Origin of the sequence: uncultured Bifidobacterium sp. (assembly GCF_945269915.1) — a bacterium.
Taxonomy (GTDB): Bacteria; Actinomycetota; Actinomycetes; order Actinomycetales; family Bifidobacteriaceae; genus Bombiscardovia; species Bombiscardovia indica.
Window position 1 is genome coordinate 1 of sequence record NZ_CALYOY010000039.1, and the last position, 14,200, is coordinate 14,200.

Genomic DNA, 14,200 nt, shown 5'->3' on the forward strand with positions numbered 1-14,200 from the left:
CGGCGTAAGCCGGGCCGATGCCACGACCGGTGGTACCGATTTTGCGCTTGCCCAGGAAGCGTTCGGTCACCTTATCCAGGGTCCGGTCGTAGGGGGCGATGATATGGGCGGACTCACTGACGCGCAGACGGCTGCAATCCACGCCTCGCGACTCCAGCCCGTCAACCTCCTCGAAGAGGGCCTGGGGGTCCACCACCACCCCGTTGCCGATGACCGGCGTGATGGATGGATGGATGATGCCGGAGGGCAGGAGGTGGAGGTCATACTCCTGGTCGCCCACGACCACGGTATGGCCGGCATTGTTGCCGCCGTTGAACCGGGCGACATAGTCCATGCGCTCGCCGATAAGATCCGTTGCCTTGCCTTTACCCTCGTCACCCCACTGGGCTCCGACGACCACGATTCCGGGCATAGGACACACTCCCTTCTCCAGCGATCCCCCTCTGGAGAGGGCGGACCATCCACCAATGAGCCTATCCCCACGTATGGAGCTGGCGACCCCCTCCACGGAGGACAGGAGACCATTTCAGAGCAGGTCAGGGGAAAGCGAAACCAGCGAATGTCGGGCCCAGATCCGATGTGTTCCCCGGCAGGCCGTAGACCGGCCTGTCCACTGCGCTTTTCCGCCAATTCCCATCGACATACTTGGGTCACAACCCATCCATATCACCGCAAGGCCCGACCGGCGCTCCCCAGCTCCCGGCAGGCCTCGACCACGCGGGCCGCCATGCCGTCCTCGCCCTCCCGGCCCCAGGACCGGGGGTCATACTCGTTCTTGGCGCCGACCTCGCCATCGACCTTGAGGACCTTATCGTAGTTGGTGAACATATGGCCGGCTATGGCCCTGGTGAAGGCGTACTGGGTGTCGGTATCGACGTTCATCTTGACCACGCCGCAGGAAACCGCCTTGGCTATGTCGGCCGGCTCGGAACCGGACCCACCGTGGAAGACCAGGAGGAAGGGCTTGTCGCCGGGAACTTCGGGGCCCGGAGAAGGGAATTGACCGGAACTGACGGCCCGGGCGGTTCGGCCCTGAATCTCCCCCAGGAGGTCGGGACGAAGCTTGACCACCCCCGGCTTGTAGGCCCCGTGCACGTTGCCGAAGGTGAAGGCCACCATATACCGACCCGACTCACCCATGCCCAGCTCGTCGACCACTTTCAGCCCGTCATCAGGCGAGGAATAGAGCCGTTCGTCAATCTGCGCGGAGTGGCCGTCCTCCTCACCACCGACCGTGCCCACCTCAATCTCCAGAACCGTGTGGGCGGCCTGCGAATCCTCCAGCAGTCCCTTGGCGACGGCCAGGTTGCGGTCCAAGGGTATGGAGGAACCGTCCCACATATGTGATTGGAAGAGTGGCTCCTGGCCGTGTTTCACCTGGTCCTTCTCATAGGCCAGGAGGGGACGGACCCATTCGTCCAGGTACTGGGGGGCGCAATGATCGGTGTGAAGAGCCACGGTGATCCCGGGATAATGGTCGATCACCTCCTGGGCGAAACGGGCGAAGGCGATGGAGCCGGTCACCCGATCGGCCAGGCGCTGCCCCGACAGGTAGGATGCACCACCAACCGAGACCTGGATGATGCCGTCGGATTCCGCTTCGGCGAACCCCTCCAGTGCGGCGTTCAGGGTCTGGGTACTGGTCACGTTGATGGCAGGGTAGGCATAGGAGCCGCGCCTGGCTGCATCGAGCATCTGCACGTACCGTTCAGGGGTTGCAAGGGTCATGCCTTCATTATCCCAGCATGCCGCGAAATTCGGGGTCTCTGACCCGCATGTCGACGCGCCCGATTCCTCCCATGCGGACAAGTCGAGCCGGTTTGCCCAAAAGTCTCACGATTAATTTCTCTTGGCGAACGTACATGCCCAAAGGTTGACAAGAATATCGACCCCTAGTAGTTTGTCAAGATGCAGTCTTGATGAAACGTTACATCAATGTGAAGATACAGCCTCCCCTGTCGGTCGGCCGTATGAAGGAAACGGCCCCGCAAGGGAAGCAAGGGTGGCCCGCACCCGCCCCTCCCGGGAAGGAAGCAACCGTGTCAGCAAGCAGCGAAACCCACAGGAAAATCATTCTGGACCTCGACACGGGCATTGACGACACCCTGGCACTGTCCTACGTGCTGGCCTCGCCCGATGCCGAACTGATTGGCATCACCGGAACCTACGGCAACGTGGTGGTGGAGCAGGGGGTGACCAACGACCTGAACCTGCTGGCCATGTACGGTCGTGAGGACATCCCCGTCTTCAAGGGCATCGACCATCCCAGCACCGCGGACTCGTTCTCGGTGCCGCCCGACTCGGCGATCTTCCACGGTGCCAACGGAACCGGCAACGTCGAAATACCCGCCCACTCGGACGCGAAGCCCCGGGATCAGGGGTCCGTGGACTTCATCATCGACTCGGTCCGCCGCTACCCCAAGGGTGAGCTGGTTGTGGTACCCACGGGCGCCCTGACCACCATCGCCGCCGCCCTGGAGCAGGCCCCCGACATCATCGACAAGATCACCATTGTCATGATGGGCGGCAGCCTCACCCAGCCCGGCAACGTGGGCCCCTTTGCCGAGGCCAACATCAACCAGGATCCTGAGGCGGCGAACAAGATCTTCGCCACCAAGGCGGACATCACCATGATCGGCCTGGACGTGACCACCCAGGTCCTGATGAGCCAGGAGGACACCGACTCCCTGCGCCGCACCGGCACAGAGGCAGGCAGGTTCCTGGCCGACATGACGGATTACTACATCCGAATCAGCGAGCAGGAGGAAGGGGTCTTCCTGGGCGGATGCAACCTGCACGACCCCCTGGCCGCCGCCGTGGCCATCGACCCCACCCTGGTCACCACCTTCGCCACCAATCTGATGGTGGAGACCGAGGGCCCTCAGCGCGGCCGCACAATCGGAGACCCCAAGAGGCTCCTGGACGAGACCAAGAACACCAAGGTGGCCCTCTCGGTGGATGCCGAGCGCTTCACCAAACAGTTCGTGGACAGGCTGAGGACCCTGGTCACCACACAGCGGAACGAACAATAGGAGGGGCATACGATGACCGAAACCGTTACGACCGGAACCACCGGAATCCCAGCCACCGAGGCCGATGACAACAGGGCAAGGACCAAGCGCGCCCTGCCCGCCCTCCTGGCCATCTTCCTCCTGGGAACCCTGATGATCCAGGCCTTCAACCTGGTCTTCCAGAACGTGGGCGACTCCCTGGGAATGTCCGCAAACGCCTCCCTGATCAGTACCCTGCCCGGCATCGTCCTCGGTGTGGTCTGCATGCTCTACGGGACGCTCTGCGACTACATCTCCCCGCGCAAGATGACCCTCTTCGGAGTGGGCGCCCTGATCATCGGCAGCCTTCTGGGCTTCCTGGGCGCCTCGAACTTCTGGGCCGTGGTCCTGGCCAGGATGATCCAGACCGCGGGTGGCCAGGTGGCAGGATCAGTCTTCCTGGTCATGGCCATGAAGTACCTGAACGACAAGGAGCGAGCCTTCTACCTGGGCGTCTTCAACGCGGTCTACTACGCCTCCTCGGCCGTGGGCATCTTCGCCGGCGGACTGATCACCTCCATCGACTGGAAGTACCTCTTCCTGGTCCCCCTGATCGCCGTCCTGCTGATTCCCCAGGTCCTGAAGAACACTCCGGACACCGGCGTCAAGGGCGAACGGATCGATGCCTTCGGCATCGCCATCTTTGCCCTGATCGCCGGATTCGTGGCCGTGTACTTCTCCTTCCCCGCCACCTGGATGCTTGGCGTCCTGGCCGTACTGATCGCCGTCTTCGCCGTCTACGTCTGGAAGGGCAGCAACCCCTTCCTGAGCAGGAAGTTCGTGACCAACGGGGCCTACATGTCTGTTCTTCTGGCCCTCTTCATCTTCTACTTCTTCAACTTCGCCTGCGTGCCGATCTACAACGTAATCGGCGACCAGATCTACCGGATCTCCCTGAGCCAGGTCTCCATCTGCCTGACCATCGTCTACCTGGTGGCCACCTTGGTGGGATGCCTGTCCGGAACAATCCTCTCGACCATCGGCAGGCTCCCCATGTTGGTCCTCTCCGCGGTCCTGATGATCGCAGGCAGCTTCGGATCGGCCATCTTCATCTCCTCGGGCTTCTGGACCCTGACCGTCCTGGCATGCGTCTTCATCGCAGGTATCACCATGTCATACACGCCCCTGTACGATTCCTTCTCGGCCACCCTGCCGACGGATCAGAACGGACGCGGCATCGGCATCGGCGACCTGATGATGAACACCTCGGCCTCGATCGGCATGGCCGTCTACAGCGGTCTCATGGCCGACGAGAGCTTCGGTTCCCGCGGGTTCCTGGGCGTCCAGCCCGGTACCCACGCCCAGGCGTCCAACATGTTCTGGGTCATGGGACTGACCGCCGTCCTTGCCCTGGTCATCGTCCTGGTCTTTCACGGGAACATGTCGGCGCAGGCCCCCAGGGAGGACCAGTGAGCCCCTTCAAGGGAATCAACATAGAAGACTTGGCCGGGTACCGCGCATCATGCCGGAATCCGACCGCCTAGACCGGGGAGGAAGTGGAAGTCGATTCACATCCGGCTTGTGATATCCCCCTCTTCCCTCAGCCGCCGGATGTGACGAGACAACGTCCACCCCTCCCCAGAAGTAAGGAAGGCCCCGTCAAGCCATAACGACGGGGCCTTTCTCTATGCCCGCCGAACCGATCTCCGGCTCCGGTGCCTTACTCCGGTCCGGCGCCGTACGCACAGAGGCACAAGCCGACAGCAGGCAGGAATCATCTCATGGTCGCAGAATCGACGGGCCATGCAATCCTGATATAAAAGAGAACCCGGCGGAATCGAATCCGCCGGGCGAGAGAGAAGAAAGGGAAATCAGTTATACTGCCGTCTTGACAACGCCAGGTCGACCTTGTCAATTGCCGACAATCACAGTAAACAACGTGCACCTTAAGAGGATGATGGGGTTACCTGAAAATTCGCTGAGAACAGACGTGGGGGGGGGGGCATCCCGGCAAGGAATCCCGCCATACCAGGTTGTAGACTGAAAACAGATGAATCGCCCTCGTAGTTGGGGTGCTTCTCCCCATCACCATAAGGAGATCAAATAGGCATGTTGCTCAGCGACCATGACATTCTGGATTCCCACGAAAGCGGACACCTGGATCTCGACCCTTGGACCACTGAAATGGTTCAGCCTTCCAGTATTGACGTGCGACTGGACAGGTACTTCCGCATCTTCAACAACCACCAGTACACCTATGTCGACCCGGCCGAGGATCAGGGTGCCCTGACCGAGCAGTTCGAGGTGGCCAAGGGGGAACCTTGGATTCTCCACCCTGGCGAGTTCGTGCTGGGATCCACCTGGGAGTACGTCAAGCTCGATTCCACCCTGGCCGCACGACTGGAAGGAAAGAGCTCCTTGGGCAGACTGGGTATTCTGACCCACTCAACGGCCGGTTTCGTGGACCCCGGTTTCGAGGGCCACATCACCCTGGAACTCTCCAACGTCAGTAACCTGCCGGTCAAGCTCTGGCCCGGCATGAAAATCGGCCAGATGTGCTTCTTCAGGCTCTCCTCGCCGGCGGAGTACCCCTACGGGTCCAAGCACAACGGATCCCATTATCAAGGGCAGCGCGGTCCGACCCCATCCCGTTCGTTCGTCAACTTCTACAAGGCCGACGTCTCCGACTGAGCTCCACCTTGCATCCACTTTTCCGCATAGCAGGAAATTGTAGAGATATCTTTTTATCCGTGCGTTTGAGTACTTGACTTGACAGAATAAGAGCGCTTGAAAATGCCAATTTTACGGGAAGCAGACCATGTCGAGAGCCGCTAAGCACTTCAACCATAGTACCCGTCACGGTCAGGCCGACTCCAGCACCGCGTTCATCAGGAAACAGGAATTGAGAAGAACGCGCACACACAGGACACTGGTCACGATCCTGATGGTACTGCTCCTTCTTAGCGTGCTTGCCGGCATTGCCGCCTTCCAGCTCTTCCGCGACATTAAACAAATCAAGGACCACGAAGAACACACACTGTCCCTGATAAACTCCTTCCGGGACGATGGTGTCCTTAAGAAGGCGGACACCATGGATCAGACCATAGCCGAGGCTCAAAGCGAATCCTCGCAAGCCGAGAAAATAGTACATGGACCCCTGATAAGCATGATTGCACATTTGCCGGTCTATGGCAATGATGTCAAAGCGGTCCAGGGGATGGTCGATGCGGCCGATGGAATCACCCAGGAGACACTGCCACAATTGAGCAGCATCACTCGGCAACTGTCGACGGCCTCCCTCAACACCCAAGACGGTCAGATAAATCTTAAACCCATCAGCCAGGCAAGTGCACAGTTCAACAAAACCAACACCGGCGTGCAAAATCGGTTACAGACGCTGAAGTCCCTTCCGCAACCAAAGATCGGATTCGTAAACGCCACCTACCAAGAAAGCATAGAAAAGCTCACCAAGGTCTCCGACAAGATCAACGAGCTCAATAATGGCATTCAGGTTCTCCCCCAGTTCATGGGTGAATCAGGAGAACGCACCTATATCATCGTGGCTCAGACCACCTCCGAGTCGCGCTCCGGCGGAGGTCTGATTGGCTCCATGGGCTCGATGACTGCTGTAAACGGCGAGATAACAGTCAACGACTTTCACCCCAACAGCGAGTTTATTCCCTTGGGAGGCGGCGCGGAAGCTGATGCCGAAAGCATCTTCTCCGGTCCCCTGAAAATGAGCTTCGATATTCGCGACCTGACGGCATATCCGGATTTCTCGCAGACCGCACAGACTGTCAACACCCGATGGCAACGGTCTCCTTATGCCGGACCCGTGGATGGTGTCATCATGATTGACCCTGTCTTCGTGCAGGAGATGCTGAAAATCGGCGGCCAGGTCAGGCTCTCCTCCGGAACGCTGCTCAACGGAGACAACGCAGCCGAGTACTTCTCCAACACGATATATAAGGAAATCCCTATCCTCCAACAGGATGCCGTCTTCGCCAGTGCCTCGCGAGATGCGCTGAACAATGTCCTTACGAATCTGGACATGGACAAGCTTATGAAACTGGCGAATCTCATCGCTCCCCTCGCCAAGGATAGACATCTTTACCTGTATACCTTCCATGAGGACGAGGCGGCACATTTCCAAGGCGCAGGATTGGCCAAGAATGCACCCGAGAGCGAGGAACGGCCTGAGGTCGGCATCTATCTGAACGAAAACAATCCATCGAAAATGGATTGGTACATACATCGCAAGACCACCATCACCCGTACCTCATGCTCATCCAGAGGTGCTCAGACTTATCATGTCAGCTTCTCCATGACCAATGAGATCTCCCAAAAGGATCTGAACGAAGCAGGTTGGTACATCCTCGGCGGCACACTACCCTTCACCCAGTCCGGTACAGCTCTTGAACGAATCCTGATTTATGCCCCTGCCGGTGGGAGCATTTCGAATATCAAGGGAGGTGAATTCCAGCAGGCCACGTTGAATGGCAAGCCCCTTATGACCGGAGTCTCATCGATTCCGCCGAACGGTACCGTCACGCTCGAATTCGATGTTACGACATCGGATAAGGCCACCAGCGATCTCATGCTCGACCAGACCCCCATGGGAAGGACGGATCCGGGAATCACCAACAGTGCCGGCCCTTGTCCGGTGCAGAAGGGCTGACTTCATCACCCCCCCGCCCATTGATGAGATCGCCCGCCGGCGCGGTACAAGGTAATGTATGTCATATGAAAGATTATTGAAACTTCTTCGTGATCAAGTGGACGCTAATTGACAAAACAAGAACCTGATAGGAAAGAACGTTATGACAATCTATTTTCTGCTTTTCATCTGGTTAATAGTTTGCTCAATCGTCTTTCTGAAACTCCCCGGACACGCACGAAGACTTGCAGAGTTCCTTTGCTCGGTCATTCCAGCGACAATGATTGCTGCGCTGAGATCGGTTGAAGTAGGAACAGACACCAAACAGTACGTCTATGCGGTCCTCCTCATCAAGAAACTGGGCTATGGGCAATACCACAGCAAGGGTATGTACTCGAACTATGAGCCCGGGTTCGTCATACTCCTGCGCCTATGCTCTCGGTTCGCCAACCCGGCTCGTATCCTCATCATCGTCTCATCCATCATCATCTGCGTCTTACCGTTCTTTGCCATCTACGCTCTGACAGACCGGCCGGCCCTGGTGTACTGCGCCTACTTCATGACCACGCAGTACTTCACATCGTTGACGGCGATGCGGCAATGCATCGCCATTGCGATCATTTTCATAGCCATACTCGTATTCACCCGTACACAGAACATATGGGTCACCATGCTTCTGGTGGTCGTGGCAGCCATGTTCCATTTGACGGCCATCATCGTGATCCCTCTGTTCATGGTGGCCAGGATCAGACCAAAGACAAGAACCACAGTCGTGGTCATGCTGATATTCGCAGCTCTGATTGCGATAGTAGGTTCGATGCTTCCGACAATCATCGGCATGATACCGAAGTACCGGGGGTACGCCACCCACGGTCTTCACTTCCTGCAGCCCGGCAGACTGATGCCGGCCATTCAGATACTCTTCTTCGGCATATTCCTGGCCGACCTTCTCATCGTCGGCAATACGCGGGAAGATCCACATGCAGAAGCCGCCAGGCCCCGGATAATCCCTAAGGGCCCCAGAAGCATCATCAGCCGGCATGCCAAGCCGTCCTATTACGATGTGGAGGGGAGGCGGCAGACCGGCCTGCTCTGGAACCTGGCGACATACAGTTGTGCATGCGGCATACTGGTAGGCACCAGCGTTCTGTTCACCAATGTCCTGTACCGCCTGATGTATGAGCTTTTGCCCTTCCTGACCTTGGTCATCCCCACGCTGTTCATGACCAAACCGAAGACGACACCGCAAAAGATCATGCACGCCTTGTGCGCCCTGGCCCTGGTGCTCTTTTTCGTGGCTTTCCTGCTCGTACCGCAACGCTGGTTCGGAATCAACCCATACGCGCTGTACTCGGGAGCTCCACGGATCTAACTACCGCCGTCGGCCTCGCCGCAACAGATGTACCAAGATATCCTTTACCTGCCAGATCTGTACAGCAACGACAGCCAGGAGGCAGCCATAGGCAACCAGTTTGTATGGCGTTTGGTCCATGCAGATCGAGAATGACGATACCAGCAACAGTACGATGGTCATGACGGTTACGGTACGTGATGCATCGATAGTGACAAAACGCCGAGAGTCCAACAGCCGCATCAGCCAGACCAGGGCATTACCGAGCGCCGTGGCGATTCCGGCCCCAGGCAAGCCAATCAATTTCAGGAGGATCCAGGTCCCCGCTACGCAAACCAACGCACCAACCACCGTGGTGACGAACAGGTACTGGGTCTTCATACTGGCCGTGTAGACCGACCCGTAGAAAGTGTTCAGGGCACTGAAGTAGAAGGCCACCAGAAGGATAGGCACGAGGGTCCAGGCCTGGAAGAAGTCCTTCTGGAAGAGCAGGGTTGCGATCCACTTGGAGGAACAAATCAGCAGGATCGTGGTTATGGCCAAGCCGCACTGGTACACCTTGAAGACCGTGCTGAAGAATGCGTCACGTCCTTTCTCCCGGTACTCCTGGAAGGCGGAAAGATTCCATGCCTGCTGGAAAATGGAAGCGACCATATTCAAAATTCCCGGAATCCTGCTGGCGGCTGCGAATAGCCCTGAAGCGCCGATACCGATGAAACCGGTGATGAAGAACCTGTTGATGCTCTGACTGACCCACCAGAAGAGGGCATTGGGCACAAGGGGCAGGGAATAGGCGAAGAGGGAGAGGAGGCTCCTGGACAGATTAAATGTCCCAAAGCACTGATGACGCAATCCGCCCACCAGAAGATACCACAGGCATCCGGCCGTATTACCCAGGACCCAGGAGAGGAAGAACCCGACAACCCCCAGATGAAGAACGGCTATGGTAACCACGGCCGTCCCTATATTCACCAAAGACGACAGGATCGATGCGACCATCATGGTCCGCATCTTGTCAAGACCGCGGGCCACGACGGATAGGTAGTTGTGGATGGCCATGGTCGCATAAGCGGCGATGAACCAGACCTTGTAGGCCCCCAGACCGCCAAAGAAGCCCAGGTCCAGAAGAGGCAGGAGAAGAGCCACCAGGATACAACTGGCACCTGTGACGAGAAAACCAAAGCGTATGTACTGATTCGCCCGGCTCCGGTCGTCAATGGCATACCTCAGAACAGCGTCGGCAACGGAACCGGTCACTATGGGAAGAACAAGCGCGGTAACCGTGTTCAGCATATCGGTTATGCCGAATTCGGCGGCTGTCAAGTAATACGTATAGAACGGTACCAGCAGGAATGTTATGAGTTTTATCGCCACATTGCTTACGGTGAACGCGCCAACGTTCTTAATCAGTCTGCCATACTTAGACATAGCTTCCAAGCCACTCCATCCGCCTACGGCTGTTCGTCAGCACCGGCATGCATCCATGCCCTTACTCAGCAGCGAACTGCATCTTCCAATCATGTATTGCCTGGTCGGGAATGTGAATGCCGAAGGTCGTTTCCTGCTCGATGAAATCGTCCATGGAATCCTTCAAATCAGCACGCATGGCGATGGGAAGACCCGTGTCCTTTGCTATGTCGGCCGCACGGTTATCGATGGACACAATCCTGGAACGTATGCGGTGATTGAGGCAGTATATACCACAGTGCAGGCGGGTGCCGAAATAATCGATGTCCTTATGGGTGGCGACAAATTCCCTCAGCCCCGGCAGTCCGGTACGGATGAGCTCTATCCCTCCGATATGGGGCAGGAGCCTCAACCTGTCTTCATCCTGCGTTCCTTGGACCCACAGATACACGGTACGATAGTGCTTCTGCAGATTCCTGAGCATATAGCCGTCCATTGTCGGGTCGAAATTGTAATCCGTTATGGATGTCAATACATCAGTATGCTTCTTACGTGGGATGGATGCGCAGAACTGCTCGGTCAGATCCCACATCGTCACACAGGAGGTATTCAGGACATTGGTGATTCCGATGTCCTTCAGCGCCTTCTCCGTATGGCCATCTCGCACGGAATGGATATGGTCGCCAGCCAGCAGATTCCTGAGTATTCTTCGGGTCGGCGCATTGAATCCCGTTCCCTCAGCGGCATCGGCCAGTCCTACAGCCAGCAGCAACACAGAGTTCCGGTAGTAGTTCACATGCCCGGGCAGGGCTATCGAATGATGCCTGTTCATGTGCGTGTTCAAGGCATTGGTGCCGCAGAGTATCTTGAGCCTGCCCTGCACATCAGGACCGACATCAACCCGTCCCCCATGCACTGGAATTCGGCGGATATGCTCCAGGTTGAACAACCGCGAAAGCTGTTTGTTGGCATAGTGCATGATGATATCGTCGCCGGCGTTCCAGCTCAGCATTCCGGTATCCAGAAGAATCGGGTCTCCCCCATGCCCGCTACCCGTATCGCGTGGGGTGCTGCACTCGTACTTCAGATACACGGCGGATTGGCGCAGGTACTTCAGCCCTTTCTGCACGGTGGAAGCATATGTACTAGTACCGTCTCGACTCATTGTCCTACCCTCTCGCAAATACCGTAAACTCTTCTCGTCCATTCATTACCGCAACAACACCTGATTCGCACCGGGGCGCTTGGCATACCGGAAAGACAGCAAGATGCGGCTAACCCCAGGCAGTGGAAGGCGCCCGGAAACAAAACGACCTCGCAGTACAACGGCCTCGTATCGGAAGTAACAGGTTGTGGCACACCAGCAGCATCATTGCCCTCCCGCCTTGGTCGCCTTGTCTCCACTGGCAAGACGCAGGTAGTAATCCTGCATGTGTTTCGCTGTCTCCCGGATGTCAAACCCTGCAGCTTGTACCGCTTTCAGACCTGAGGCGCGGTTCGACAGGTCCCTGTCCCAGTCCTTGACGATCTCTTCCGCCCATCCACTTGCGGGACCGGTAATCGAACAATAATGCGCGGCTTGAGAGATGAAGACATCGGAGGGGACCGTCTCCGAAAAGATGCTTGGCAGACCATTGCATTGAGCCTCCACTCCCGTTAGAGGAAGCCCCTCGTAGAGGGAGGGAAGCAGGAAAACGTCAGAGGCGGAGTAGTACCATTCAGGATCCGCCGATACGCCGACGAAACGTACGTTCTCCTCCAGATGGGACTGAGCCACACGGGCTTGGATATCGGCCTTGGTTTCACCCTCGCCGATCATAACCAGCACGACCGAGGGGACCAGCTTCTTTACCGCTTCGAGCACGTCAATCAAGTATGCATGGTTCTTCTCGGCCGCAAACCGCCCGACATGGCACAGAACCAAGGCTTGTTCATCAATATGCAGGTTCTGGCGGATTCGGATTCGAGTATCCATGTCGAATCGGAACCGCTGCACATCAATCGCGTTACGAACAATATGGAAGGGCCTATTACCGAAGTAGTACTCTCCCGCGCTGCCGGAGCAGGCCAGCAACTGAGTCGCATGCCGCCAGGACTGCTGGATCAGGGCTTTCCTTACATATCCTCTCACACTTCTGATATATGAACTCTCGTGAGCATGGATAATCCTATTGGCGACACCCCACTTCTGCGCAGCCTGTAAGTAGAAGAGAGCTGTGGTGCCCATGTGTCCATGCACCAGAGAGAACTCTCGATGCTCGTTAAAGAACCGATCCAAGTCGTTGCGGTAATCGAAGAACCTGTCCTTGCGTTCCATGTAAGGAATGCGGTAAATCAGTCCCCCCAAGGAACGAATCTCATCATCAAAGAACTGATCATCCGAGTAATGCTCCAGGAAATCGAACTGCACCTGATCCCTATCGACATTGCGATACAGGCTCATGATGAAGTTCTCCAGGCCCCCCTGCTGCATCTTCGGCACGACCTGCAGAACTCGAACCCTTGCTCCGCTCATGCCTCGACCTCCTTACGCAGAACCTGCGTATAGATGATTCGCCGTATACGATTCGGCAGCAGGCAGATAATCATGTGGGGAAAAGTGGAGATGCAGAAGTCTGCAAAGCTCGAATAGCCACGTCTCCAAAGGCCATATTTGAACCTCCACATATCCGACAGGTACCTGAACCCCCCGCGCCTCACATAGAAATCCTCGCTCACCCGCATAGCCACCAACGGTTTGTCGATGTTCCCGACCCTGCCACCAATCCCGATGATCCTATTGAAGAGATCCCAATCCTCGAAATACGGGTAATCACCGTTGTAGTTTCCCGCCTTTTCAACAATGCTCTTCCTGAATACGACAGAAGGGTGCCTGAAGGGATTCCGACGTTTCGAGTACGCCCTGATTCCTGTCTGTGTCACGGGCAGATCCGTACGGGCAATGGGATGATGCATATCGCCGATGAACTCCGTGACCTGGGAACCTACCAGGTCCAAATGCTCCGAGTCCATCTTTCGCAGTTCAACCTCCATACGCTCGGGTGATGAGTAATCATCGGAGTCCATCCGTGCAATAATCTCATTCCGGCATCGAAGGACCCCTTGTGACAAGGCCTTACCAAGCCCGCAATTGTCTTTCAACGGCACTATGGTGAACATCCCTGGGTGCGCCTCCGCGTACTCCGATATAAGACCATGGAGGGCATCGGGAAGAGGACCATCTTCAACCAGCAGGATTTCTTCAGGCGGCCGGGTCTGGTCGATAATGCTGGCAAGCGCAAGCCGAAGGTTATCCGACTCCTCCTTCGCATAGACGCTCATGAGAACGCTGTATCGAGGCCTCCGCAGCATTGAGTCTTCGCTCCTTCCTTAGGTTCCGGCTTACGCGATAAACGAAAATTACATGGTCAATTTAACGCAACTAATATATTCTTTCAGGTCGTTCCCACTTCCAATTCAAAACTTGCACTTGGTCAATGGCATGGGCACCTGGTATCAACAGCCATGGCTCCTCTTCGTGCTTGATCCGAACCGACCTATCCAGGGTTCTTCCATCGCCGCCGGAAAATAGCGGAGCCGTCTTCGGCCTGATTCCACGCTGCTTATGGATTCCCGGTCTGCTCATCTGCGGGACCTGCCACCGTCATGTGGTGTCCGAACGGTTCACAAATCCCCGCGGACGGTGGTCGCATTGGTCCCGCAACCACAGTCAGAAATAGTGTGTTTTCAATGATTATTTGATGGCCACACCGCTCCCGGATGGCATTAAGTTCGCGAATTTCAAGACACTGCAAC

General features: G+C 56.8%; 11 protein-coding genes. 5 read left to right on the forward strand and 6 right to left on the reverse strand.

Annotation, left to right across the window (positions count from 1 at the left end):
* A partial coding sequence (locus Q0K62_RS07045) for an adenylosuccinate synthetase (RefSeq protein WP_297317270.1) occupies positions 1-412 on the reverse strand: 412 nt, incomplete at its 3' end.
* Positions 413-666: 254 nt separating this feature from the next.
* Positions 667-1,728, reverse strand: a complete 1,062-nt coding sequence (gene fbaA / locus Q0K62_RS07050; protein ID WP_297317271.1) for a class II fructose-bisphosphate aldolase — start codon at positions 1,726-1,728, stop codon at positions 667-669.
* Between the two features lie 311 nt (positions 1,729-2,039).
* Here fbaA and Q0K62_RS07055 point away from each other — a divergent pair, with 311 nt between their 5' ends.
* The 5 genes from Q0K62_RS07055 (at position 2,040) to Q0K62_RS07075 (ending at position 9,019) form a co-directional block, all read left to right on the forward strand.
* Positions 2,040-3,032 (forward strand): nucleoside hydrolase, encoded by a 993-nt coding sequence (locus tag Q0K62_RS07055; RefSeq protein ID WP_297317272.1) that lies wholly within the window; start codon positions 2,040-2,042, stop codon positions 3,030-3,032.
* Between the two features lie 12 nt (positions 3,033-3,044).
* A complete protein-coding gene (locus Q0K62_RS07060) occupies positions 3,045-4,463 on the forward strand; it encodes an MFS transporter (protein ID WP_297317273.1) in 1,419 nt (472 codons plus the stop codon).
* Positions 4,464-5,099: 636 nt separating this feature from the next.
* Complete coding sequence (gene dcd, locus Q0K62_RS07065; protein WP_297317274.1) at positions 5,100-5,681, forward strand: dCTP deaminase; 582 nt, start codon at positions 5,100-5,102, stop codon at positions 5,679-5,681.
* Positions 5,682-5,808: 127 nt separating this feature from the next.
* Positions 5,809-7,668, forward strand: coding sequence for a DUF4012 domain-containing protein (locus Q0K62_RS07070; RefSeq protein ID WP_297317275.1), 1,860 nt, complete (start codon positions 5,809-5,811; stop codon positions 7,666-7,668).
* 142 nt (positions 7,669-7,810) lie between these two features.
* Positions 7,811-9,019 (forward strand): EpsG family protein, encoded by a 1,209-nt coding sequence (locus Q0K62_RS07075; RefSeq protein WP_297317276.1) that lies wholly within the window; start codon positions 7,811-7,813, stop codon positions 9,017-9,019.
* On the opposite strand, the gene Q0K62_RS07080 is transcribed toward Q0K62_RS07075, so the two are convergent.
* The 4 genes from Q0K62_RS07080 to Q0K62_RS07095 all read right to left on the reverse strand — a co-directional run bounded on the left by Q0K62_RS07080 (position 9,020) and on the right by Q0K62_RS07095 (position 13,726).
* Positions 9,020-10,426, reverse strand: a complete 1,407-nt coding sequence (locus Q0K62_RS07080) for an oligosaccharide flippase family protein (RefSeq protein ID WP_297317277.1) — start codon at positions 10,424-10,426, stop codon at positions 9,020-9,022.
* A gap of 61 nt (positions 10,427-10,487) precedes the next feature.
* Positions 10,488-11,570 carry a polysaccharide pyruvyl transferase family protein gene (locus tag Q0K62_RS07085; RefSeq protein ID WP_297317278.1) on the reverse strand — a complete coding sequence of 361 codons (1,083 nt, stop codon included), beginning with the start codon at positions 11,568-11,570 and terminating at the stop codon, positions 10,488-10,490.
* Between the two features lie 204 nt (positions 11,571-11,774).
* The gene (locus Q0K62_RS07090; protein ID WP_297317279.1) at positions 11,775-12,920 is read right to left on the reverse strand and encodes a glycosyltransferase; all 1,146 of its coding nucleotides are present in this window, start codon (positions 12,918-12,920) and stop codon (positions 11,775-11,777) included.
* Positions 12,917-13,726, reverse strand: coding sequence for a glycosyltransferase (locus tag Q0K62_RS07095; RefSeq protein WP_297317280.1), 810 nt, complete (start codon positions 13,724-13,726; stop codon positions 12,917-12,919). The genes Q0K62_RS07090 and Q0K62_RS07095 overlap by 4 nt, the downstream gene beginning before the upstream one ends.
* Positions 13,727-14,200 lie beyond the last annotated feature (474 nt).

What these genes read in the sequence shown, in the direction of transcription:
- fbaA (WP_297317271.1), bottom strand. Translation starts at nt 1,728, where the DNA reads ATGACCCTTGCAACCCCTGAACGGTACGTGCAGATGCTCGATGCAGCC.
- Q0K62_RS07060 (WP_297317273.1), top strand. Translation starts at nt 3,045, where the DNA reads ATGACCGAAACCGTTACGACCGGAACCACCGGAATCCCAGCCACCGAG.
- dcd (WP_297317274.1), top strand. Translation starts at nt 5,100, where the DNA reads ATGTTGCTCAGCGACCATGACATTCTGGATTCCCACGAAAGCGGACAC.
- Q0K62_RS07070 (WP_297317275.1), top strand. Translation starts at nt 5,809, where the DNA reads ATGTCGAGAGCCGCTAAGCACTTCAACCATAGTACCCGTCACGGTCAG.
- Q0K62_RS07075 (WP_297317276.1), top strand. Translation starts at nt 7,811, where the DNA reads ATGACAATCTATTTTCTGCTTTTCATCTGGTTAATAGTTTGCTCAATC.
- Q0K62_RS07080 (WP_297317277.1), bottom strand. Translation starts at nt 10,426, where the DNA reads ATGTCTAAGTATGGCAGACTGATTAAGAACGTTGGCGCGTTCACCGTA.
- Q0K62_RS07085 (WP_297317278.1), bottom strand. Translation starts at nt 11,570, where the DNA reads ATGAGTCGAGACGGTACTAGTACATATGCTTCCACCGTGCAGAAAGGG.
- Q0K62_RS07090 (WP_297317279.1), bottom strand. Translation starts at nt 12,920, where the DNA reads ATGAGCGGAGCAAGGGTTCGAGTTCTGCAGGTCGTGCCGAAGATGCAG.
- Q0K62_RS07095 (WP_297317280.1), bottom strand. Translation starts at nt 13,726, where the DNA reads ATGAGCGTCTATGCGAAGGAGGAGTCGGATAACCTTCGGCTTGCGCTT.